Origin of the sequence: Pontibacter rufus (assembly GCF_015694705.1) — a bacterium.
GTDB classification, from domain to species: Bacteria; Bacteroidota; Bacteroidia; order Cytophagales; family Hymenobacteraceae; genus Pontibacter; species Pontibacter rufus.
Map to the genome: position 1 here is coordinate 63,958 of NZ_JADQDR010000011.1, position 24,262 is coordinate 88,219.

14 protein-coding genes are annotated in these 24,262 nt (G+C 48.9%); 6 read left to right on the top strand and 8 right to left on the bottom strand.

The window, feature by feature from the left end; all coding sequences use genetic code 11:
- Positions 1-16 precede the first annotated feature (16 nt).
- The 6 genes from I2I11_RS17375 to I2I11_RS17400 all read left to right on the top strand — a co-directional run bounded on the left by I2I11_RS17375 (position 17) and on the right by I2I11_RS17400 (position 9,551).
- Positions 17-3,106 (top strand): SusC/RagA family TonB-linked outer membrane protein, encoded by a 3,090-nt coding sequence (locus I2I11_RS17375; protein WP_196269008.1) that lies wholly within the window; start codon positions 17-19, stop codon positions 3,104-3,106.
- Positions 3,107-3,156: 50 nt separating this feature from the next.
- Positions 3,157-4,659: a RagB/SusD family nutrient uptake outer membrane protein gene (locus I2I11_RS17380; protein WP_196269009.1), complete on the top strand. Its 1,503-nt coding sequence runs from the start codon at positions 3,157-3,159 to the stop codon at positions 4,657-4,659.
- A 136-nt stretch (positions 4,660-4,795) separates the two neighbouring features.
- Entirely contained in the window at positions 4,796-5,854 is a 1,059-nt protein-coding gene (locus I2I11_RS17385; RefSeq protein WP_196269010.1) for an aldose 1-epimerase family protein, read from the top strand.
- 19 nt (positions 5,855-5,873) lie between these two features.
- Complete coding sequence (locus I2I11_RS17390; RefSeq protein ID WP_196269011.1) at positions 5,874-7,097, top strand: cupin domain-containing protein; 1,224 nt, start codon at positions 5,874-5,876, stop codon at positions 7,095-7,097.
- Between the two features lie 172 nt (positions 7,098-7,269).
- Positions 7,270-8,334: a sugar phosphate isomerase/epimerase family protein gene (locus I2I11_RS17395; RefSeq protein WP_196269012.1), complete on the top strand. Its 1,065-nt coding sequence runs from the start codon at positions 7,270-7,272 to the stop codon at positions 8,332-8,334.
- 17 nt (positions 8,335-8,351) lie between these two features.
- Positions 8,352-9,551, top strand: a complete 1,200-nt coding sequence (locus tag I2I11_RS17400) for a Gfo/Idh/MocA family protein (protein WP_196269013.1) — start codon at positions 8,352-8,354, stop codon at positions 9,549-9,551.
- Between the two features lie 786 nt (positions 9,552-10,337).
- On the opposite strand, the gene I2I11_RS17405 is transcribed toward I2I11_RS17400, so the two are convergent.
- The 8 genes from I2I11_RS17405 to I2I11_RS17440 all read right to left on the bottom strand — a co-directional run bounded on the left by I2I11_RS17405 (position 10,338) and on the right by I2I11_RS17440 (position 23,800).
- Positions 10,338-11,576: an MFS transporter gene (locus I2I11_RS17405; RefSeq protein WP_196269014.1), complete on the bottom strand. Its 1,239-nt coding sequence runs from the start codon at positions 11,574-11,576 to the stop codon at positions 10,338-10,340.
- A gap of 303 nt (positions 11,577-11,879) precedes the next feature.
- On the bottom strand, positions 11,880-12,683 hold the full coding sequence (locus tag I2I11_RS17410) for an alpha/beta fold hydrolase (protein WP_196269015.1): 804 nt from the start codon (positions 12,681-12,683) through the stop codon (positions 11,880-11,882).
- Between the two features lie 9 nt (positions 12,684-12,692).
- Positions 12,693-13,520 carry a sugar phosphate isomerase/epimerase family protein gene (locus I2I11_RS17415; protein WP_196269016.1) on the bottom strand — a complete coding sequence of 276 codons (828 nt, stop codon included), beginning with the start codon at positions 13,518-13,520 and terminating at the stop codon, positions 12,693-12,695.
- A 32-nt stretch (positions 13,521-13,552) separates the two neighbouring features.
- Entirely contained in the window at positions 13,553-14,434 is an 882-nt protein-coding gene (locus I2I11_RS17420) for a sugar phosphate isomerase/epimerase family protein (RefSeq protein ID WP_196269017.1), read from the bottom strand.
- A 14-nt stretch (positions 14,435-14,448) separates the two neighbouring features.
- Positions 14,449-15,459, bottom strand: a complete 1,011-nt coding sequence (locus tag I2I11_RS17425) for a ThuA domain-containing protein (protein ID WP_196269018.1) — start codon at positions 15,457-15,459, stop codon at positions 14,449-14,451.
- Between the two features lie 141 nt (positions 15,460-15,600).
- The gene (locus I2I11_RS17430) at positions 15,601-18,840 is read right to left on the bottom strand and encodes a PVC-type heme-binding CxxCH protein (protein WP_370583007.1); all 3,240 of its coding nucleotides are present in this window, start codon (positions 18,838-18,840) and stop codon (positions 15,601-15,603) included.
- Between the two features lie 335 nt (positions 18,841-19,175).
- Positions 19,176-20,684 (bottom strand): RagB/SusD family nutrient uptake outer membrane protein, encoded by a 1,509-nt coding sequence (locus tag I2I11_RS17435; protein ID WP_196269020.1) that lies wholly within the window; start codon positions 20,682-20,684, stop codon positions 19,176-19,178.
- Positions 20,685-20,710: 26 nt separating this feature from the next.
- On the bottom strand, positions 20,711-23,800 hold the full coding sequence (locus I2I11_RS17440; RefSeq protein ID WP_196269021.1) for a SusC/RagA family TonB-linked outer membrane protein: 3,090 nt from the start codon (positions 23,798-23,800) through the stop codon (positions 20,711-20,713).
- Positions 23,801-24,262 lie beyond the last annotated feature (462 nt).

The following is a 24,262-nucleotide window of genomic DNA, read 5'->3' on the forward strand; positions in this document are numbered from 1 at the left end:
CATAAACTTAAGAGCAATGAAGGACTATTTACTTAAAAAGATGCGGTATTTGTTTATACTCCATCTCTGCTTTTTCTCTATTGCCAGCGCCTTGGCGCAAGGCATCACAGTGCAGGGCAAGGTTACGGATGCCAAAGGCACTGCCCTCCCTGGTGTGACAGTGGTTTTGAAAGGGACGTCCATCGCGGCGCCGACCGATGCCGAGGGTACCTACAGCATTAACGTGCCCGATGGCAATGGAACGCTTGTCTTCTCCTATATAGGTTTCGAAAATAAGGAAGTGCCTATAAACAACCGGACTACTGTAAACGTGCAGTTGGGCGCCAACACAGAAGCCCTGCAGGAAGTAGTGGTAGTGGGATACGGTAGCCAGCTGAAAGAGGAAGTGACCGGATCTGTTCAGACCATCAGCACCAAGGACATTAAAGACATACCGGTTTCGCAGGTAACACAAAAGTTACAGGGGAAGTTAGCTGGCGTTCAAATCAACCAGGCAACGGGTAAGCCCGGTCAGGGAATGTCCGTCAGGATTCGCGGGCAGCTATCGGTAACAGGCGGAAGTGACCCTTTGTATGTGGTGGACGGGTTCCCGATAACAGGCGGTATAGGTGCCATCAACCCGAATGAGATACAGGACATCACCATTCTGAAAGATGCGGCTTCCACCTCGCTCTATGGCTCCAGAGCGGCCAATGGAGTTGTATTGATTACCACTAAACAAGGGACGCCAGGCCAGACAAACGTCAGTTTCAGCGCCTATCGCGGCATACAGAAAGTACCTGAGCGCGGCAGAATTGATATGATGGAAGCTGTAGAGTTCGCCCAGTTCAAGAAGGAGTACTATGAGGATGCAGGGCAGCCTGTACCAGAGATCTTCCAGGATCCGTCAATATATGAGGGCAAAAACAACGACTGGTATGGTGCACTGCTCAGAACAGCCCCTATCCAGAGCTATGATTTATCCATCACCTCCAACAAAGACAAGCTGAACACCGCATTGGTTCTTGGCATCTTCGACCAGGAAGGGGTAGTGATAAACAATGAATACAAAAGATACTCGGCACGCCTGAATTCAGATTATAAAGTATCTGATAAAATAAGGATTGGGTTAAATATCGCACCTTCTTACGTGTTCGACAATACCCCGAGAACAGACGGAGACAGAGGAACAGGCATTCTCTTCAATGCGCTGCACACCTGGCCCATCATGCCTATTTACGATGACAATGGCGAGCTGACGTATTACAACAATTTCCCACCGGAAACAGGGAATATTTATGCCTATCCGAACTGGGTAAGATCAGCGCAGGAGCTGGTGAATGAAACCGAAACAATCAGCCTGCTTTCAAATGCTTATATCCAGTATGAGCCCATCGAGGGCTTGGTTCTAAAGTCCACTTTTAATGTGGAGACAGACAACTCCGAGTTCTTCTTTTTCAATCCCTCAACAGCCACCAGCAGTATCAACACGCCTATACCAACCACAGCGGTTTCCATCCGGGACAATTACAAATCCCTTACCTGGCTGAACGAAAATCTGGCCACTTATACCAAGAGCTTCGGCGATCACAATTTTGAGTTGTTGGGCGGCTTCACCAACCAGCGTTTCCGTTATGACAGAACCCGTATTCAGGCAGATACCTATGCCGACGACCGGCTGCCCACTGTGCAGGCAGGGCTTAACATCAACCGGGGCGGTACCTACAGCGGCGTGGAAGAGTGGAGCCTGACCTCCCTCCTGTCAAGGCTCACCTACAACTACAAAGGCAAGTATCTGTTCAGCGCTGCTGTCCGCAGCGACGGTTCTTCCCGCTTTGGGGAGGAAAACCGCTGGGGTGTTTTCCCCTCTGCTTCGGTAGGCTGGATTATGTCGGATGAGGATTTCCTGCAGGATATCCCGCAGCTGTCCTTTGCAAAAGTCAGGGCCAGCTATGGTGTGACAGGAAACAACAACATAGGTAATTATACCCAATACGCCTTGGTTAACAACACTGTAAATGCGGCCTTCGGCAGCACCGTTGCCCCTGGTGCAGTAGTAACCTCGCTGGCTAACAACAATCTGGGCTGGGAAACCACCAAGCAATTTGATGTTGGTTTGGACCTGGGCTTGTTCAACGACAGGATACAGTTTATATATGATTTCTATAAAAAGACAACTACCAATCTGCTTTATAGTGTGCAGGTTCCGCAGGAGTCTGGGTTCAGTAACTTTAACGACAACATTGGCGAGATTGATTTCTGGGGCCATGAGTTTGCCCTTACAACCAGAAACATGGTAGGGAAATTTAACTGGACAACCAATGCCAACATTTCATTCAACCGGAACAAGGTAGTGGCCCTGGCCGAAGGAATTGACAGGGTATATGGCACCTTCCATATAACCCAGGTGGGGCAGCCTTTCGGCCAATTTTATGGTCTTGTAAAAGAAGGATTCTATATGAATGAAGAAGACCTTAATAATTCTCCGCAGGTTCCGGGCCGTTCAACGGTGGGTAGTATAAAGTTTAAGGACATAAACGGTGATGGTATTATCACCTACGGCGGCGATAACGACGACCGGACTATCATCGGAAGCCCTTTCCCTGATTTCATTTATGGAATTACTAATAACTTCCAGTACGGCAAATTTGATCTCAGTATTGTAGGTTCCGGCTCGTATGACAACCAGCTCCTGGTTCGCCACCTGTACAGCACAGCCAACCTCGACGGTGTTTTCAATATGGTGGAGGGTGTTAAGTACCGTTTCAGATCAGAAGAAAACCCGGGCGCAGGAATGTTCGGTACAACCGTAGGCGGAGGTAACGTGACTGGTATTGAAAGAGACTGGATGAGCAGCCACTTTATAGAAGACGCCTCTTATTTCACTATCAAAAACATTACCCTGGGGTATACATTTGATGAAATCACCAAGTTCATCAAATCAGCCCGACTTTACGCCTCTATTCAGCAGGCCTATATCTTCACCAATTATGAGGGCGGCCCTAACCCCGAGACAAGTGGTAACGGGGCAGGAAACGGCGATGGTGGAAACCTAAGCCAGGGGATAGACCTTTCGAACTATCCGGTGCCACGCACCTATACCCTTGGCGTAAATGTGAATTTTTAAGTGACAAAATGTAGCTGAATTATATTTTAACATCTTTATTACAGAAGATAATGAAAAAAGGAATTATATTAACCTGCCTATTCGTCGCTATGCTGACGGGCTGCAAGGATGATTTTCTGGAGATTGTGCCGGAGACATCGCTGAGCTCGGCGACCTTTTTCACAAAGCCGGCCGATTTCCAGCAGGCAATTAATGCCGCGTATGTTCCGCTGCGAAGCATTGTAAACGATCATGCCTGGCTTTTAGGCGAGATGCATTCCGATAATACCTACTATGCTCGTAACCCTAATTTCGGGGCTACTGAGCAGCAGGAAGACATCGCTGACTTTGCTATTCCTACTGCCAATGGCGTAACGTCCAACACGCATGTACGCGACCAATACCGTCTGGACTACCAGATTATAGCGCGCACTAATCAGATTCTGGCGTCTATAGACGAGGTGGAGTTTAGTGATGAAGCATTAAAAAATAATATCATGGGGCAGGCCCTGTTCCTAAGAGCCTATGCTTATTTTGAACTGGTGCGTTACTTCGGAAGCGTTCCCCTGCACTTAATCCCTGTACCTAACCGCCAGGAAGCAGCCTTGCCATTGGCGTCTGAAGAAGAAATTTATGCCCAGATTATAGATGATGCCAGCAGGGCCATCGATTTGTTGCCGCCCAAATCAGTGCAGGAGCCTGGAAGGGCAACATCGGGAGCGGCAAGGACATTGCTGGCCAATGTGTATATGGTGCAGAAAAAGTGGGCAGAGGCCGAAACGCTTCTTCAGGAAGTTGTTAGCAGCGGTGAATACGCCTTGGTACCTGAATACGCCGACGCCTTCTCTAACTCAACGGGCAACAAGAACAACATAGAGTCAGTTTTTGAGGTGCAGTTCCTGGAAGGCTCAGCAGGCCTTAGTGGAAACTTTCTATACAGTTTTTTGCCACGCCCGATGACTGCAGAAGAATTGGTAACTATCACCGGCACCTCCAATCCGCAGCCGCTTAGTGAAGAGGGGAATAACACGCCTACCCCTGATCTTATTGCCGCCTATGAAGAAGGGGACGAAAGAGAAGATGCTTCTATTGGCTATATTACATTGAGTGGAAGTTCCTGGAAGGATGGCGTGTATCCATATATTAAAAAGTATGCCAAAACCCATGCCCTGCATGGCAACCATGGTATGAACTGGCCTGTATACCGTTACTCCGAAGTTTTGCTGTTCCTGGCGGAAGCGTTGGCCCAGCAAGGCAAAGATGCTGAAGCTATCACATACCTGAACATGGTGCGCAACCGCGCCGGCCTGCCCGACTATTCGGGAGGTGACCTGCTGGAGGCGATATACCACGAAAGAAGAGTAGAACTGGCTTTCGAGAACAAGCGCTGGTTCGATTTAGTAAGAACAGGCAGAGCAATGGATGTGATTACAGCATACGGAGAAAGAATCAAAGCAAATCCCCAGGATTATTATTATCCCGAAGGGTTTGGGCCTCGCAGCCATGCCTTCTCCAACATAAGCTTGTATTATGCGCTTCCGGCAGATGAGGCTGCTTTAAGCCCTTATTTCTAATCTTACGGGAAGTGTGCAAGCCGCTGAAAGGCTACCCGGCACACTAACGGAAAGAGCAATAGCTCTGTCCGTTAGTGTGTTATTGGTCTGAGATGACTATATTTATACATGACATTCTGAAATAGCAAAAAACGATTTGGATCACGCAACCTGGAAAGACAAAATCTGCAACCCTGCCCAGTTGGGAGGTATAGAAACCGCCGTGCTCGACAATGGACCCGGACGCGGTACCCGCATTGCCTGGATAAACACCGGCATAGGCCTGCGCTACAAGGTGGTGCTCGACCGTGCGATGGACATTGCAGACGCTTTTTACAACCAGCACAGCCTGGCCTGGCTAAGCCATTTGGGCGTTACCCCTCCCCAGCCGTTCTCGGACAAAGGAACAGATTGGATCCGGACATTCGGGGGCGGCCTGCTGACCACCTGCGGCCTGACGCATGTGGGAGGCCCCGAGGCAGATGCCTACGGAGAGCGCGGCCTGCACGGGCAAATCAGCAACACACCCGCCGAAATCGAATCGATTATGCAGCCTGACCCCCTGGCCGGCAAAATGGAGATGCGCATCACCGGGAAAATCAGGCAAACCCAGCTATTCGGGCCTAACCTGGAACTCAGGCGGACCATATCCGGAAAGCTCGGGCAGGCAACCATCCGCATTCAGGATGAAGTGGTGAACCGCAGCAACACACCGGTACCCCATATGCTTTTGTATCATTTCAATTTCGGCTGGCCGCTGGTAGACGAGGGCACTGACATCGTGTGGCAGGGGAAATGGACATCGCGGGAAGGCGAGCCGAATAACAGGATTTTCCGCGAAGGGAATAACTTCCGGAAGGGTTCCGCTCCCTTAGACGAGCACAGCGGCGGTGGCGAAGAAGCAGCGTTCATCGATGCGGCGGCTGACAGCTCGGGGCAGTGTACGTGCGGGCTGTACAATTCGCAGCTTAACCTGGCCGTTGCCCTGCGTTTTCAGAAGGCACAACTGCCCTGGCTTACCAACTGGCAGCACTGGGGGAAGGGCGAGTATATAACAGGCCTTGAGCCCGGCACGAACCCGCCTATCGGACAGGCAAAGGCAAGGGCCCAGAACAACCTGATACACCTGGAGCCGGGGGAGAGCAGGACATATGATTTGGAGATAGAAGTGCTGACCGATGAAGCAAGAATAAATGATTTTTTGAATAATAAATAAGCTAAAGTAATCGGATACAATGGAAACAGTAGAAAAAGTGAGTTTAGCTGAAAAGGCATTAGAGCAGGGAAAGGGCATCTTGCGTTTGGCCCCCACCTGGGTACCGCGTTCGTTTTGTGTGCCGGGGCGAAGAATAAAATTACACCCGGATGATTATTACGTGCTGGGAGGAGAGCGTGGTGGCATTGACGAGCGCTGGTTTTCTTCCACCACGCCAGCAAAAAATGGCCCTTTAACGGGAGAAAATGAGGGCCTGAGTGCCATAGTTGTCAAAGATGGGGATAAAGAAGAGCAGATCTTGCTGAAGGACGCGGTTGATGAACTGAAGGGCAAACTGATTGGCGACCGCCTGTGGAATGAGCACGGCGGCTGGCCAATGTACTCCAAGTTCTTCGACAACATGGGCCCGCTGCCGCACCACGTGCACCACAACGACGAGAAAGCCGCCCTAATCGGCCAGATGGGAAAGCCCGAGGCTTATTACTTCCCGCCGCAGCTGAATAACCACGGCGGCGATTTCCCCTACACCTTTTTCGGCATTACGCCGGGAACACCAAAAGAGAAAATTAAGGAGTGCCTGGAGAACTTCACCAAAGGCGACAACAAGATAACGAATTACTCACAGGCCTACCGCCTGGAGCCGGGCACCGGCTGGGACGTGCCGCCGGGGCTGCTGCATGCGCCTGGAAGCATGTGTACCTACGAGCCTCAGAAGGCCTCCGACGTTTTCGCGATGTACCAGTCGCTGGTGAACGAAGCCATCATCCCGGAAGAGCTGTTGTGGAACGGCACCCCGGAGGACAGAAAAGGCGATTACAACGAGCTGCTGGAGGTGCTCGACTGGGATCTGAACGTTGACCCCAATATGATGGAAAACCGCTTTATGGCTCCCAAGCCCGTAAAGGCTGTGGAAGAAATGGAGGCCGAAGGCTATATAGAGAACTGGGTGTGCTACAAATCGGATGCTTTCAGCGCGAAGGAGCTTACCGTGTTTCCGGGGGCAACGGTCACCATCAAAGACAGCGCCGCCTACGGCATGATCATGATGCAGGGCCACGGCAAAATGGGCGAATGGGATGTCGAGACACCGGCTCTGATTCGCTACGGACAGCTGACCAACGATGAGTTCTTCGTGAGCGAGAAGGCCGCCATGGAGGGAGTTAAGATCGTCAATATGTCGGCTACCGACCCGATTGTGATGCTGAAGCACTTCGGCCCCGGAAACCCTGATCTGGCGCTGTAGGCAAGAGTCGCATTGTCAGTAAGACCGCTGGCTATATATAGATTGGGCCTTCCAAGCTGTGAAACCTATTGAGGGAGCATATATAGAACGGACTTTCCGGCTGCGGCTGATCAGCTAAAGCGCTATATAAAACTTATAACCTGTTGTTTAATCCTGATTTAAAAATTGGCTTATGAACAAGAACAATTATCCGAAACTGCACAATGCCACCTGGCCTGGTATTGTGGGGAAAGGCCCTGATTCGGAGCCGCCCATTCCTTTTGACACCATGCTGAAGATGACCGCCGCTGCGGAAGTGGACGGGGTGAAGTTCGACGGTGTAGACATCGGTCTGCTCGATCCTCATGTCGATATTGACAGCGGGGAGGATGGCATCAAAAGGCTGGCAGATAAAATGTCTTCCTATAACCTGGAGATTGGCTCGCTTGTGGCGCCTATATGGGGCGGCCCCGCTATGGGCAGCAAAGAAGATCGGGTCCAGTTTGTGGAGCAGGTGCGGAAGGCCTGCGAGTTCGGGAGCAGGCTGCGCGAAATGGGTATTCGTCCCAACGGCGTTATCCGCATCGACTCCGCCAGCACCCCGGAAGACTGGGCAAAGGACCCTGTGAACAACACGAAGCTGATCGCCCAGACTTTCCGGGAGGCCTGCGACGTTGCCGCCGACTACGGTGAGAAGCTGGCTGCAGAGGGCGAAATCTGCTGGGGAGGCATGCACAGCTGGAGAACGATGGTCGATACCCTGGAGGCAGTGGACCGACCCAACATCGGTTTTCAGGCCGACATGTCCCATACCCTGCTGTACCTGTTGGGCTATAACAGACCGGAAGACCGCATCCTGCCCCAGGATTTCGACTGGAATGACCGGGAAACACTAAAGCAAGGGCTGATAACGGTAACCAACGCCCTCCGCCCCTGGACAATTGATTTCCATGTTGCCCAGAACGATGGCACCGTTCACGGAACAGGTTCTCATGATAAAACCGGGCGGCACTGCCAGGCGCTTGATCCAAATGGAAAACTGGACATTGCCCACGATGCCGGCTACTGGCTGCGCGATGAGAACGGGGAGCTTACAAAGGCGTTCAGGCATATATGCTGGGACGGCTGCATGTTCTCGAACGAAGTGATGACGCAGCAGCAGACCTGGAACGATATCCTGGCCACCATGATAAAGGTGCGCCAGATGCATGGCTGGTACGAGCCGGAGAAAAAGCTGGCTGTTGATACTGCTCGATAATTTATTGAAAGATGGATATGGGAAAAACGAAAGAACTAAGAATCGGTTTGATTGGAACCGGCCTGATGGGGCGCATCCATAGCAATGGCTACAAGCGCGCAAACGACTTCTTTCCTGAATTGAAGTATAGGCCGGTACTGAAGGTGGCCTGTGCGCGGAATGAAGAGAAAGTGCGGGCATTTGCCGAACAGTGGGGCTATGAGTCAGTAGAGACAGACTGGAGAGCCGTTATTGCGCGGGATGATGTGGATGCGGTGGATATTTGCACGCCGAACGACATGCATGCGGAGATTGCCATAGCCGCCGCTGCGGCGGGCAAAATGATTCTCTGCGAGAAGCCCCTCGCCCGCACGCTGGCTGAAGGACAGAACATGGTGGCTGCTGTTGAAAAGGCCGGGGTTAACAATACCGTCTGGTACAACTATCGTCGCGTTCCGGCCGTAGCATTAGCCAAACAAATCATTGCCTCAGGAAAACTGGGGCGGATCTTTCATTACCGGGCCAACTTTCTGCAGGATTGGACCATCAATGCCAATGTGCCGCAGGGCGGTGCGGCAACATGGCGGTTAGACGCCGCCGCCGCCGGATCCGGCGTTACAGGCGATCTGCTCGCCCACTGCATTGACACGGCCATGTGGCTGAATGGGGGTATAAAAGATGTGTCTGCTGTAACCGAAACCTTTATCAAGGAGCGCGTGCATCAGGACACGGGACAGGTGCAGAAGGTGGGCATCGACGATGCCTGCATTTTTCACTGCCATTTCGATAACGGATCATTGGGCCTCTTTGAGGCTACCCGCTATGCGCGTGGCCACAAGGCCCTATATACTTTAGAGATCAACGGGGAGCATGCTTCCATCCGCTGGGACCTGCACGACATGAACCGCCTCGAGTTCTTCGATCATGCGGACGAGTCCGTTGTGCGCGGCTGGCGCTCCATCCATGTTTCCGACAGCGATCAACCCTATATGGACAGGTGGTGGATACCCGGAACAAGCATTGGCTACGAGCATACTTTCCTGCACCAGGTAGCTGAATTCCTGAAGAGCGTGGAAACAGGCGAACCCTGCTCCCCGACCTTTAAGGAGGCGCTCGAAACGCAGAAGGTCTGTGAGGCAGTCCTTGACTCAGCCGCTTCAGGAAGTTGGAAGAATACAGATGTGAAGTGGGATGAAAAGCAGGGAGCCGGAAAGGTGCCAGTGGCAGGAGAAGTGTAGACTAAATCATGCAATCATTGAGCTGTTGAAGTATGAAATACCCGAAGAGGGCCGGTCATATTTCAACAGCTTTTCTTTTTCAATGATTTTTATTTCGGCTGTGGTATAGAATGTATGATTGTATAAGATGAGGGAGACTTATAGCTTTAGCAGGAACCACATCTTTGTTTCATATGATTTAGAAGCTCCTCGCCTTCACCTTTTACATCTTGTTCTTATAATTGATGACCCATCATACATTGTGTACCACCACCCAATTTTATTAGCTGAATCGGAACAAAGTAATTTCAGGTCTTTCCATGAGGCGCATTGAGTGTTTCCGGTGACGAGCTTTAGCGAGGCAGCCCGAGGTACGAGGGTAGGAAAGGAAAGCAGCGCCGAATGGGAAAACGAGTCCTCGCGGATTTGGAGCGCACATAAGCAACTATAAATCCAGCTGGGATTTAAACGCAGGATAAACAGAAGCTATCCGGAGAAGCAACTTTAACCATGATAATTATCGAGTTCACGGTAGCTTACAAAATGAAAAGCTCCTGCCTTAAGCAGCATCTGCTGAATCTCCCTTCAATCAGGATCTTTTCAGTATAAGTATGAGCTTGGGCTAAGCTTATTTCGCACGCCTGCCTAATTGTAACTAAATAGTCTATGCACTTATGGTGCATAGACTATTTAGTTACTCAGAATTCAATCTTTTAGCGGATGCCTGTACAGCATACAAGAAGAGTGGTGGGCCCTGCTATGCAGGCCCCACCACTTTAAATATTTATATTGAGTACTGTAAGCCCTTTAATGTGTCACCGGCTGTGGTATTTTCTCGGTGTTCTTAGGATTTTTCTGCCAGAAGAACAGGATAGTGAACAGCACAATCAGGATGACCGGGAAAGCAATCATTTTCTCCAGCGTGTCCTGGCCTGCGGCCAGTTCCAAGGCGTTTCCAGTAAGGCCCTTGGTCATGCTTTCTGCTCTGGCATCGTCAATCCAGTCTCCGATGATGGGCTGGAAAATAGAGGAAGAAAACATACCTACTGCGCCGATAATGGACATACCCAGGGCACTGCTCAAAGGCACGCGCTGTGCCACAGCACCCACCATCACCGGCCAGAAATAGCCGTATCCGAGGGCAAAAATAATAGCTGCCACATAAGCGGTCGCTCCGGTTACAGTGCTAAACATATAAATGCCTATTGCTGCAAGAATCGACCCTCCAAGCAAAACACCCGTCTGACCCAGCGCCGCGACAACAGGACCTGCAAAGAACCTGATTACAGCCACCAACCCGGCGGTCAGTGCCAGGATCAACATCGGATCGGCTCCGCTGCTACCCAGGATGATGCTCACCCACTGGCCAGGGCCAAACTCTGTAATAGCAGTAAGAGCCATACAGATAATCAGGAAGATATACAACGGACTTACCATCGCCTTGAAGTTGGCTCCAAGAGAAGTAACTCCCTCCACCTGGGGCTTTGGAAAGGTTTTTCCAAAAAATAAGAAAGCATAGATGATGGCCGGCACCACGATAACCCACATCTGTGCTTGCCAGGAAAAACCTAAGCTGGTCATAAGAGCGGAGATAAGAGACCCAACAAATATTCCCCCCGGAAACCACATATGGAACCTGTTCAGCATTTTGTTCATCTTCACGCCGGAGTACATGTCTGCAATCATGGGGTTACAGGCAGCCTCCGTACACCCGTTGGCAATACCAATCAAAAGCGTGGAAACAAGCAGGGTGGCATATCCTCCCGCATATATGGTTAACAGTATTCCCAAAGCGTGGCATACGAAGGCCACAGTCATAATAATTTTAGGCCCCACCGTGTGATAGACCAATCCTCCGATGACCATGGCAATGGGGAAGCCCAAAAACCACATGGAGTTGATGAACCCCAGTTGTTCGGCCGACAGACCAAATTCTGCACCTAATTGGGGGAGAATTCCCGCTCTGATGGAAAAGGTGAAGCCCGTTGTGATGAGTGCAAAGCAGCTCCCCAGGAACAAGGCGCTTCTGTTAACGTTTTCGTTCATTGTGTTTAGTTTATTTTAAATGCGGATGTAAAAAGATGAATTAAGATAAAAACAATATATGACTTTATTTTTAATCGCTATCTAATAACTGACCTGGAGATGTTAACTGAGTTAAGTAACAGGCAGTTAAATTATACCCGCCAATAGGTCTTGTCTGTGCATCAAACAGGTGCCGTATGTACGGCTAAACTCAACCTTACATTTTGCAGTATGGGCGATCCTATACTTTTCTGATGGTAATATAACAAATAAGGCATAAAACACATAAACTTTTGCCTACATTATATCAGCTCTATATAGGGATCAATTAGCCATCAGCCAATTCCTGACCAAGGGGTTGAAATCTTCTATATTTTCCCAATGAAAAGCATGCCCGGATTTTTCATATAGGTGCAACTTTGCGTTGGGGATAGCCCCAACCACTTCTTCTGCCATCCAGGGCGGAGTAAAAATATCTTCCCGTCCGCCAATCACCAAGGTGGGGATCCTGATTTCGCCAAGTTCGCGAAGCACACTGTGCGTCATGCACGCGGCTGCCTGCCCTTCCAGCGCATGCAGCGGCTGCGGTTGGGGATCAGTGGCGGCCTGCAGGCGCGCCTCTTCCAGTTCGGCAAATAGTAACGGGTTGTCCCAGGAAGATTTGGAGTAAATCAGCATCTGGATGTATAAGCTGAACTCTTCGGGCCGGAGCCGGGCTTTGCAGTGCATCATGTGCTGAAATACGGCGCCGGCTTTATTATCGCAACGGGCCCAAGTGCACATCAGCACCAATGATTTCACCTTCCCCGGGTGCCGTATCGCCAGCTGCTGGGCAATGGTGCTGCCCATGGAGCAGCCAACCACCCGTGCTTTTAGAATTTGAAGTGCATCCAGTAAACCTGCATAATCATCAGCCATCTGTGCTGTAGTATAAGGTCCGGCAGGCTTGTCTGACAGGCCCACTCCCCGGTTATCAGCGATAATACACCTGAAGTCCTTCTCCCAGTACGCCGCATGCTTCTCCCAGACAGACCCGGGGGCCGTGATGCCCATTATCAGCAAGAGCGGATCTCCGGACCCGCGCTCCTCATAGTACAGGTTTATTCCATTAGTATATATATAGGGCATCGGCTTCAATTACTTTATTCGTGGTACCAGTTCTTTTTTAATCCAGCGGCCATCGTGCAGCGTTACGGCATCCGGGTCCTGCAGGGCTTCCTTTCCTTCGTCTTCGCACACAATCCAACCATTGTAGCCCCTGTCTTTCAGCCACTGGGTTATCGAAAGCAAATCGATCTTGCCCTTTCCCATCAGCGCAAACTCCGGTTCTCCGTCCCAATCCTTGTAATGCACGTGGTTTATCAGGGAAGCGTATTCCTCCATCTTCGCGAGCGGGTTCATGCCGCCGTTTATGATATGGCCGACATCGGGTGTCCAGCCGGTGGCGGCGCTGTCCAATGCTTCCAGTATCACGCTGTAATCTTCCTCGGTGCGGGTGATGGAGGTATGGGGAGAGTTTGGGTGGAAGCTGCACGGCACTCCTTTCTCCATTGCCCTTCTCGATACGCTGTTCACGATATTCACCAGGTTGCGGCGGCGGGCGTTTAAATCATGCCGGCCGCTCGGTTTCTGCACCGTGCAGAGGATAGCGCCCGGAAAGCGCTGCAGCAAACGTATAGCCTGGTCTGCTTCCTCACGCTCCTTTTCCGATTCTTCCGTTCCGTTCCAGTCCATCGCCAGGGAAAGAGCTGCCAGTTCTATCCCCTGCTCTTTCAGCTTTGCCTCCAGCCGGTCCGCATCCTGTAAATCCCCCATCCAGGAGTAGATAGGCTGAATGCCGGTAAACCCAGCTTCGGCAATCACTTCAACCATGTGCCCTAACTGGTTATGATAGGTTTGCCCATCGTTGTTCATGAACCAGGTATATACTTCGGAGCCAAAACGAAAAGGAAGTTGCTGTGCCATATGTGGATGTTATATTTTTACTATAGAAAGAATTAATGCGTATGGTTTGCGGTCGCGGGTGTGGCAAGCCCATACTTGCCGCACATTTGCCGGATAAGCTTCAGGCCGTTTTCCGCTATATCCCAGGGGTCAGAGTATTCGCGCCATACCCCTATGGAATTGGCAAAGTCTGGATCATTGCGTGAGAAGGCCTCGATGGTGAGCCAGCCGGAGTAGCCAACGCCAGCTAAGGCTGAAAATACCTCATCAAAGTCTATATGCCCGTCGCCGGGGGTGCCGCGGTCGTTCTCGCTGATGTGGACGTGCGCCAGCACAGGCGCTATGGTTTGAATGGCGGCGGCAGTCTTCTTTTCCTCAACGTTGGCGTGGTGCGTATCAAACATGGCCCGCACGTTCGGGTGGGCCGCTTCTTTTACCAGCCTTGTCAGCTGGCCCATGGTATTGCACAGATAGCACTCAAACCGGTTCAGCGCCTCCAGGGCCAGCACAACGTTTGCCTGCGCGGCATACTCACCGGCAGCGTGCAGCACTTCGGCACCCCAGGCGTACTCCCGGTCCTCCGGTGCGTGGTGGGCAAATACCGCATGGGCCGAGTGGAAAGGGCCGCATAGTATGCTGGACTGCATGTCGTGCGCGCGGTCTATCGCCCATTTAATACGATCCAGCGCTTTGGCCCTTACTGCCGCTACCTCACTGATGGGGTTTTCGTCTTTGCCTACCACAAAAACGCTGGTTGCCTCCAGGCCAATATCGCGCACATGGTCGCCAAATCGCTTGTAGGCCGTTGCATCCGGTGAGCCAATAAAACATTCGACCCCGTCATAGCCCATTGTTTTTAACCTCTCCGTAATCGGCATCAGTTCATCCGAAACGACAGCCGTCCATGCCAATACGTTAAACCCGATTTTATTCATCGCTTTATCAGTTCTTATTTATAATCTGAAGGAGTTAGCCCCTTTTTATAATCATCGACCCCGAACATGGTAGGATGGTATTCCCCCACAATGTCCACATTGCTTTTTTCAGGAATCTGCTCTTCCATATGCATGGCCCAGTAACAGGCATTCACCAGCAGCCTTCGCAAGTCTTCGCTTTTCAGATCTATTGCTGCTCCCATAGTGGTGCCGAACACTCTGCCTGTATTTCCGCTTTCGCTGGTATACTGCTTAATCCAGGCTACAGGCATCACAGATTTTCTCCAGTTCAGTTCTGCATCCGGCGTCATTCCACTCGTAGGCAGGCCCCACACCAGCACCTCAGGATCACCTTCAAGCTCCCGGGTTGTATACACGTCAGTAGCACACCAGATATCGTTCACTCCGTTAAGAACAGCGTTTTTCTGCTCCATAACGCCATTGATTAAACCTCTTGTACCCTCATGCCCGTGGTCGCCATGATGGCTAATCCAGGTTTCTCCCAGAATCTGCCTCCCAAATCCGCCTTCCCATCCCTTCACTTTGCTGCTGAAATCATACTTTGCGTATGGGCTACCCGTGTTTTTCTGATACCTGAATGCATGTGTAGCGGTACGCATGCCTATTACCGGTTTACCAGCCTTTATATAGTCATCAATGTATTTCATTTGTTCGTCGGGCAACTCCCTGAAGCGGGTGAAAATCACCATCAGGTCTGCTGTCCGCAGCTGCTCCAAGCCAGGAATGTTGGTCAGATTATTAGGATTAATCTCACCCGTGCGGGGATCAATGGCAAACAGGACGGTAGTTTTGAAACCATGGTGCTCGGCTAAAATTTTAGCGAGCATCGGCAATGCCTCTTCAGAACGATATTCTTCATCCCCACTCACAAAAACGATGTGCTTCCCATTTCCCGGCCCTTTACCAGGTTTATAGGTAATCCACTGCTGGCTTTGTTGCTGCGCGCACGCAAACGGAGCGCCCAAAATACAGCTAAGGACAAAAAAGCAAAAGTATTTTACCATGCTATACATGCGAGTTCTTATATTCTTACTTATTTCCATTAAAAAAACAGATAAAGTTTAAACATTATTAAATATAACATCACAGAAGCTACGCACAAGGTTTATACTATCAAATCCCCTTTTGCATAATCCTTATAATCATTATTTTGCTTCTTTCTCAGGCGGGTATTGCCTGAGTAGTTCTTCAGGTGTATAGAACCCTGTTTTGTCTTTAGTGGCCGCCCGTACTTTTTTCACCTCATCCGGAGAAACAGCAGGTGCTTTATTTCCAAAGGAATTCCGCACGTAGGTTAGTACGGCTGCTACTTCCTCGTCATTAAGCATCCCTTCAAAAGAAGTCATAGGCACCTGTCCGGGATATCTTTTGCCAAGCACTTCAATAGGGCCATACAGTCCCTTTAGCACAATCTTAATCAGGCGGTCTTTGTTGCCTAGCACATACTTGGTACCGGTAAGTGGGGGAAAGCCAGACGCGGGAAGGCCTTTGCCATCAGGCTGATGACAGGTTTGACAGAATCCTTCCCGCGAAAATATTGCTTTCCCCTTTTTAAAGAGGGCAAGCTCCTTTCCTTTAAGATCGGTTTCCGCAACCTCCTCTTTTTCCTGCTTCACATCATGTCCATTAAGGTGCGCCAGTGCTGTTTCATAAGCAGGCTTCATCCATGCATCGAGCGGCTTCTTACCGGCTTCCAGCACAATAGGCAGGCCTTTCTCCTTGTCCAGCCAGGAGGCCGCTACTATCGCCTCCAGACGCACGCGGCCATGCTCGTCTCTGGCTGCCTCCATCAACAGGTCTGCCTGATCTGCTACCTGATGGCCCGTATGCCGCAGCACTTGCACGCCAGCAGCCCGGGCGTGATAATCTTTTGAATTCAGCACCTGCCGAAGCAGCGATTCGTCCACCTGGTCAAGTCCCCAGCTTACCCACAGCGCTTCAAGCACATTGTGCTCGTAGTTGGGATCATTCTTATCCAAATTGGCAACCCAGGTTGTAAGATGAGAAAGCACCTCAGATGCCTTACGTTCCCGGAGCTCCCGCCGGGTGCGGTAGCGCGTTCTGTATTCCGGAAGCTTCAGGTTATTCAAAAGCTCATCTATACTTGCCCCTGCCACCCTGGCTGGTTTAACCAGTGGCCGCGACGGATAAGTGATGCGATAGATCCGGCCGTGCACGTGATCCCGGAGTGGGTCTCGGGCATTGTGTTGCATGTGACCGATCAGCACGTTATGCCAATCAATAACATAAAGGGAGCCATCAGGCGCGAACTCCATATCTACCGGACGGAAATTCTTGTCGTCTGACCACAAAAGGTCTTGCCGGAATCTACTCTTGAAGCCAGTACCATCATCTGTTAACGTGTGCTGTTTGATGCCTAAAAAGCCTATTGTATTGCCTAAAAGCATGTCGCCCTGCACCTCATCCGGGAAATGGCGGCTGGAAACAAACTCTAAACCAGAAGTAGGACGAACCATCTGATCCTCCTGGATTAAGTTAAATGATTTGTCAGTAACTTCGCCATATCTTGACTTAACCGTTCCAGGCATCATCCAATGAGCCATCGGGCCGGAGGTTTCTATAAAAAAGTTCTGTCCCCATTCATCAAATGCGATGCCCCACGGATTTGGGATTTCAAGCTGGGCGATGCGCTGCAGTTTGCGCCGCTGCGGATTGTACCGGTAGAAGCCCCCGTTGGTTGCATGAACAGGCCCATAAGAAGTTTCTACATTGGTACGCAGGAAAGTACCCTCGCCCATAAATATGGCACCCGACGGATCTGCACAATACGCACTGTGTGCATGGTGCGTGTCATGATCATCAAACCCGCTCAAAACGATCTGCTTTTTATCCGCCTTGTCGTCACCGTCAGTGTCGGTATAGAGCATCAGGTTGGTACCCTGCGAAACATAAACGCCCTCCGGTGCAAACTCAAAACCAATAGGGAGGTGCAAACCCTCCGCAAAAATTGTCTGTTTGTCAGCTTTTCCGTCACCATTCGTATCTTCAAATATGATGAGTTTATCGTCAGGTTTCTTATCACCAGGCTTCCAGTGTGGGTAAGTTGGCATACAAGACACCCAGAGACGCCCTTTATTATCGAAAGATAATTGATCCGGATTCTCTAAATCAGGAAATTCCTGTTCAGAAGCGAACAGTTCGATCTTATAACCTTTCGGAACGTGAAGTTTGTCTAAGGCATCTTGTCCATACAGGTATTCCAGGGTGCCGTTTTTCTCACTTGGCTCATAATTGGTTTTTACTGGCGGCAGCTTGCTGGTTTTTGCATCGGCCGCGGCTATATCCATCTTCTCTCCTTTCGCCGCACGCCAGATAGCCTCGTCTCTAATCGCCGTCATTTCACGAATTTTAGCAATTTCGGCAGGATAGTTGTCTGGCCCGTAGGGATTGTAGCGGCGGCCGTAAGCATGAACGCCATTGGGGATCTTAAAATCCTTAAGCCACATCCAGTTCTTCTCCAGCACAGCAGCATTTACCAAACCACGATGTTCATCGGCCTTGGCGTCGGCCTCCCCGAAAGTCTTGTCGGCGAGTAGTACGGAGAACTTTCTATAGCCTTCATCATTCAACTGAGAGCCATCAATCGTCAGTTGCCCATCACTATCGTCATACCATTCTTTTGTTGGTGTATAGGCATCTATAAAATGGACATTGTTTTCGGCTGCTATTTCTTTCATCGCCTCCGTATACAGGGCAAGGTTTTCATTTACCTGTTTGCCATCCGGAAGGTCATATGTTCCGAAAGAATTATTGGAGACCGTTGGGTCATACTTTCCGGAAAGATTCTCGAAAGCAATTGGAGATACAATCGCGAGCTGAACAGTTGAATCCCCATTGTAGTTCTGACTTAGGGTATGCTTGATAAAAGCGTTAAGCTCGGCTTTATAGTTTTCGAGCCCTTGTTTTCCCCGAAACGATTCGTCATACCCAAAGAATGCTATAATAATATCTGGCTTGAGCTTAGCAAGCCACTGGTCTTCCGTCGGGAAATGACCTTCGCTATCTGAATTTAAAAAAGCTTCCTTGCCCGAAATTTTAGAGAGGTCGCTGTTGGCATAGAACTTTTCAGCGCCAGGAAATGCCCATCTTGTATTGCGGGCCGCATGAGGCCTGAACCCGGGCGTATTTCCCGGATCACACATGTTGCGAATATATAACAAACTATCAGGGTAGCGCAGTTGCAACTCCGTTTCAAAATGTCCAAAGTTAGTCATCCTGGAGCCAAGATTATTCCCTATCAAAACAATGTGAGAGCCTTTTTTAATCTTTAGTGCGCCTTCTTCTGAATGCGTACACCGGAATGCACCTAATGCAATGAGTGCTATGCCAAAGATTATGAACGCCCCTTTTATGCTATTCCTCATACTTAATTCCATCTAAATATCTATTTTGGAAATACTGAATGTAAAAGGTTAAATGAAGCAAGTCATCCTGTACTGTCCTGCTTTTAATAAAATGTTGATTGTGGCTTACAAATGTATAATGTTTGGTTTTGTTGCTCCGCAGCTTTAAACTGATAAGCGATCTGGGCATAAGAAGTATTCCCCTCTTTTATAAAAACTGTATGCTTGCCATTACTTATTTTGCAGCAAAGCAGGTTCTTAGCTGAAGCTTAGAAACAGACGCATCATCTTTAGCAAGATAATACTTATATTTTTAGATACTTATCTCATTATACATTTGTAGACCACAACGACAACTAATAGCCCGGATTTTGAGTAAGCTTCTCGTTATTCCTGATTTCTGCCGTTGGAATCGGGAACAGCAACTCTCTCTCTGTCAATGTAGGCCCATAGGAGAACTGGTGCCCTACAAAGTCCTCAAACTCACCGGTGGTCACGTTGTACGCTTTCCGGAGCCGGGCCATATCGAACCAGGTTTTGTTTTCATAGCTCAGCTCATGAAATTTTTCTCTCCAGATTGCTTCTCTGAACTCCTGCTGACTTAATCCCTCCAGTTCGGGAAGTTCGGCTCTTCTCCTGATTGCATTTATGGCTTCGTATGCCTGCGGGGTCGGGCCAGATATTTCGTTCATTGCCTCCGCATATACAAGCAATACCTCTGCATAGCGCATTAATGTCCAGTTAAGGCCGCTGCTCGTTGTCTGAAGGTGGGCTATCGGATCAAAAAGCTTGTAAATGTAATAGCCTCCCAGATCAACGGTATCAGTTCTGTCGCTACTCAGGGAATACTCTGTGTAATAAAACTCTTTTTCTCTCGTCCGCTTATCCCCAGGCTCATAAGACTTCACAAAATCTGTATTGGCATAGATGGCCCCGGTCTCGTCAGAGTACTGCGAGATGCCCTTGTTGTAGGGGATGATCGACGTCTGCCAGTTAGAGGGCATGATGAATGGTTCGAACTGCACCATGAAGATGTTCTCTCCCAGGTTCTCCTTCGCCTCACTGTGCAGATCATCGTACGACTCGAACAGGCCGTACTCGCCGGACGCGATCACCTCCCCCGCTTTGTCTGCAGCTTTCTGGTAATACTCGTTGCCTTTCTGCAAAGGATATCCCGCCATGGTAAGATACACGCTGGACAACAGCGATTTTACCGCGCCTAAAGTAACCCTTCCGGTCTCATCTGTAAAAGGGAGACCGGAGGCTTCTGCCGTAGTCAGATCCTCGACAATTACGTTGTATATCTCCTCCTGTGAGGCTTCTTCCGGGTAAAGCTCCGGAGAAGTCAGGTCCACAGGCTCCGTAATTAAAGGAACCTCTCCGAAAATTCTCACTAAGTTATAATAGTAATAAGCTCGGAGGAATCTTGCCTCACCCAGCAGTTGCTGCTTTCGGCTCTCATCCATAGTGATCCCCGGGATTTTAGCAATGGCGAGGTTCGCGTTCGCTATGCCGCGGTAGCTGCTGGTCCAGTATGCAGCGCCATAGTCGTTGTCAGAGCTGTTGGTCAGGTTGCGGACATTGATGCTATTCTGTGCCTGCCCCAGGTCGGTGTTGGCAAGCCCGGTGGCAAACTCCAGCATCATCCAGGGGGCCCCGTTAAATCCGCCACCAGTGGTTGATCTCAAACTCTCATAGATGGAGTTCACAACGCTTTCAGCGTCTTCAGGCTTTGTGAAATAATTTTCCAGAGTAAAATTTGAACGATCAGGCTCTACAAGGAAATCGTCACAACTTGATCCGCAAAGCATTAGTGCTCCCCAGATTAATGAATGGCTGATGGTTTTCTTTATCTTGATTTTCATAACAGTTGTTTTTAAAACTTGATGAATTAAAAGCCAATATTCAGGCCTATCATAAATACCCTTGGCTTTGGATAGTCATACAATGCTACTCCCTGGTCGAATGGTGCACCAGAGGTAGAAACCTCAGGATCATACCCTTCATACTTTGTGATCAGGAAGAAATTCTGCATGGAAGTATATAATCTTAACCTATTAAGGTGTAGCCTTTCTGTGATCCCTGGAGAGAAGTTATAACCGAGCAGGAGGTTTCTGCCTCTGATAAAATCGCCATCCTGTACCCTGTGGCTGTCATCGAACGTGTCGTATCCGGCAGGTATCGGCCTCCATTGTGCAATGGATGTATTCTGATTTTCCGGAGTCCAGGCATTCAATACAGTTGCTAAACTATTTGCTATTCCTTGCCTGTCTTCAGCAGAGTGCTGGCTGGCAAAAGAGACGTCATTACCGTACATAAACTGCAGGTCTAAAGACAGATCAAAGTTTTTATAGTTGAAGGTGTTTATAAGGGATCCAAATCCATCCGGAATTCCTTTCCCGATAATAACCCGGTCCCGGTCGTTGATCTGCCCGTCATTGTTTACATCCTGGTACTTCACATCGCCCGGTAGTCTTAAATATCTGGATGCTTCATCTGCTTCATCAGTTCCCCAAGTTCCTAATCGGACATAGCCGAAGAACGACCCCACTGGTTCTCCCTCGCGTATTACACCACGTCCGGAAAAGATATCAGCGCCTCCCGTTAATGCTATGACTTTGTTTTTATTAATAGAAATGTTAAAGTCGGTGCTCCATGTAAAATCATTTGAGGTGATATTCACAGTGTTCAGTGCAAATTCAACCCCACGGTTCTCCATGCTGCCGACATTTCTGGTAACTGTTGTATAACCGCTGCTTGAGGGTACGGGCGCACTTAACAGCATGTCGGTGGTTAATTTGCGATAAACATCCAGCTCTATGGACACCCTCCCTCTAAATAGCCCTAACTCAAGGCCGGCGTCTACCTGATGTGTTTTTTCCCATCGCAAATCTGGATTGGCTAATCTGCTTATACCTACACCGATTGTTCTTGCTCCATCAAAAATGACCGAGTAATTCCCAAGCCCCGCAAGAGCCTGATAGGCTGTAATTTCAGAGTTGCCCGTTACACCATAGCTGGTGCGCAATTTCAGGTTAGAAATAGCCGGGATATTTTTGATGAAGTCCTCTTCCGAAACTCTCCATGCTACGGCTGCAGACGGGAAGAAGGCATACCTGTTCTCCGATCCAAACTTAGAAGAGCCGTCCGCCCTTCCTGTGAGCGTAAACAGATATTTCTCTTTCAGATTATAATTTATCCTGCCAAAGTAAGAGTTCAGTCCATATGCGCTGGTTCCCGAACTTGGGGCTACAGGATTAGCTCCAGCACCTAAATTATTAAATTTAAAATAATCATCCTGAAAGTTCTGGGATCTTGCCATTACATTAAAGGCGTCTACATGTTGCCATGACAAGCCTAATAAACCTGTGAATGAATGATCCTCAGAGATTTTCTTATTATAGGTAAGATAATTTTCGAACTGCCAGGAATTATGCCGCTGGTTCTGTACATACGCATCTCCCCCTTGGTTACGGGAGATATAGTTCAGGGTACGGCCACCGTAGTAGTCAATCTCTTGATTTATAATGTTAGTACCAAGGGTTGTCCTTAGCTCTAAGCCCTCAGCCAAATTAATATTAGAATACAGGTTACCAAGCATGGTTTGCGTCTTCAATCGGTAAATGCGATCAGTTACAACATTTATAGGATTGCCACCCCCTTCCATACCCGGATAATCTTCATTACCGCCCCAGGTTCCATCCGGATATTTTACCGGAATTATGGGCAGTGCTTCCAGCACTTGCCTCATGGCTGTTATACCACCTTCCCCTAACAAGTCTATCTGCCTTTCATTTTGATCATTATAACTTAATGTGCCGCCCACTCTTAACCAATCCTTAACCTGGCTGTCTAAAACGAAACGGCCCGAAAACCGCTTCAGCGACGATTCCTTGATCAAACCTTCTTCATCCCTATAACCCAGGTAAGCTCCATAACTACCATTAGTATTTCCACCGGTAAAAGATAATTGATGGCTTTGAGTAAAAGCGTTTTGAGTTGCTTCCTCCTGCCAGTCTGTATCGTACAACGGATTGCCATTCTCATCGAAAAGCAAGGGGTTAGTTCTTTTTGTTTTGGGGTCTACATACTTACCAGCAGCCCAACCCTCCGGATCATACTTTTCAGCATTTTCATAGGCTACATCTTCTACATGTAAAAATTCCTCAGAATTTAATAAGTCAAGTTTCCGAGCAAGTGTCCCTACGCTGAAGTAAGTATCATAATTAACTTTCCCTCCATCCTGACTTCCACGTTTGGTAGTCACCAGGATAACCCCATTAGCGCCCCTTGCTCCATAAATGGCCGTTGCAGAAGCATCTTTAAGTACTTCAATCGAAGCTATATCATTAGGATTTAAATAATCAATAGGTGTGCTTCCATTAGCTAAACCTACAACATTTAAAATAACCCCATCAATTACATAAAGCGGGTTATTTGAAACGCTTACCGATGTATTTCCCCTGATCCTGATATTTGCTCTTCCTCCCGGGCGGCCTGAGTTTACAGACACGTTGGCCCCAGGTACTCTGCCCGCTAAAGCCTGGGTAAGAGAAGCCGCAGGGCGCTTCTGGAGTTCTTCGGATTTTACGGATGTAACCGCACCTGTCAAGTCAGATTTCTTTTGTGTACCATATCCTACCACGACTATTTCCTCTAAAGCTTTAGTATCAGTAGCCAAAGCTATATTAACTGAGCTTCTGTTATTAATAGGTACATCCTGTGTTTTAAAGCCTACATAAGAAACGACCAGTGTTCCATTGCCATCTGGCACACTCAGAGAGAAGTTACCTGTTGCGTCTGTGGCCGTACCGTTCTGGGTACCTTTTAGCAGTACTGTTACGCCGGGTAGACCCACTCCTTCCTCATCCGTCACTTTTCCTGTAATCGAAGTACCCTGGGCCTGTGCTCCCTCCATCGAAAGAAAGAAAAGACAAAGTATAAATCCATACCTCATCTTAGTAAGTAGATAGTTCTTCATTATTTTTTGGTTTAAGTTTTTAATGGGGTGAATTAAAGCTGGTATAATTTTTAAGCTAAGTGCGCTATTTTAATAGCGCCTTTGGCTTCTTATATCTTAAGGATTGCTTTCCATTCAAGTGTACCTAACACCCGTTTTATATATGCTAAATTTATAAACTTAAACAAAGTAGACTATCCTGTACTATCCTGGTTACTAGCTATTTATTTAATAATGGCACACAATGTATGATGGGTCATTAATCACAAGAACAAGATGTAAAAGACGAAAGCGAGGAGTCTCTAAATCATATGAAATAAAGCTGTGGTTCCTGTTAAAGCTATTAAGTCTCCCTCATCTTATACCTTCATTCATTCTATACCATAGCCCACAATCCGTAGGCGGAAGATTTCAAGGAACTGAAGTCTTCTAAAAGAAAGGCTTATGTGATTTTTAGCTTAATGTTGGCAATTCATCTGACTA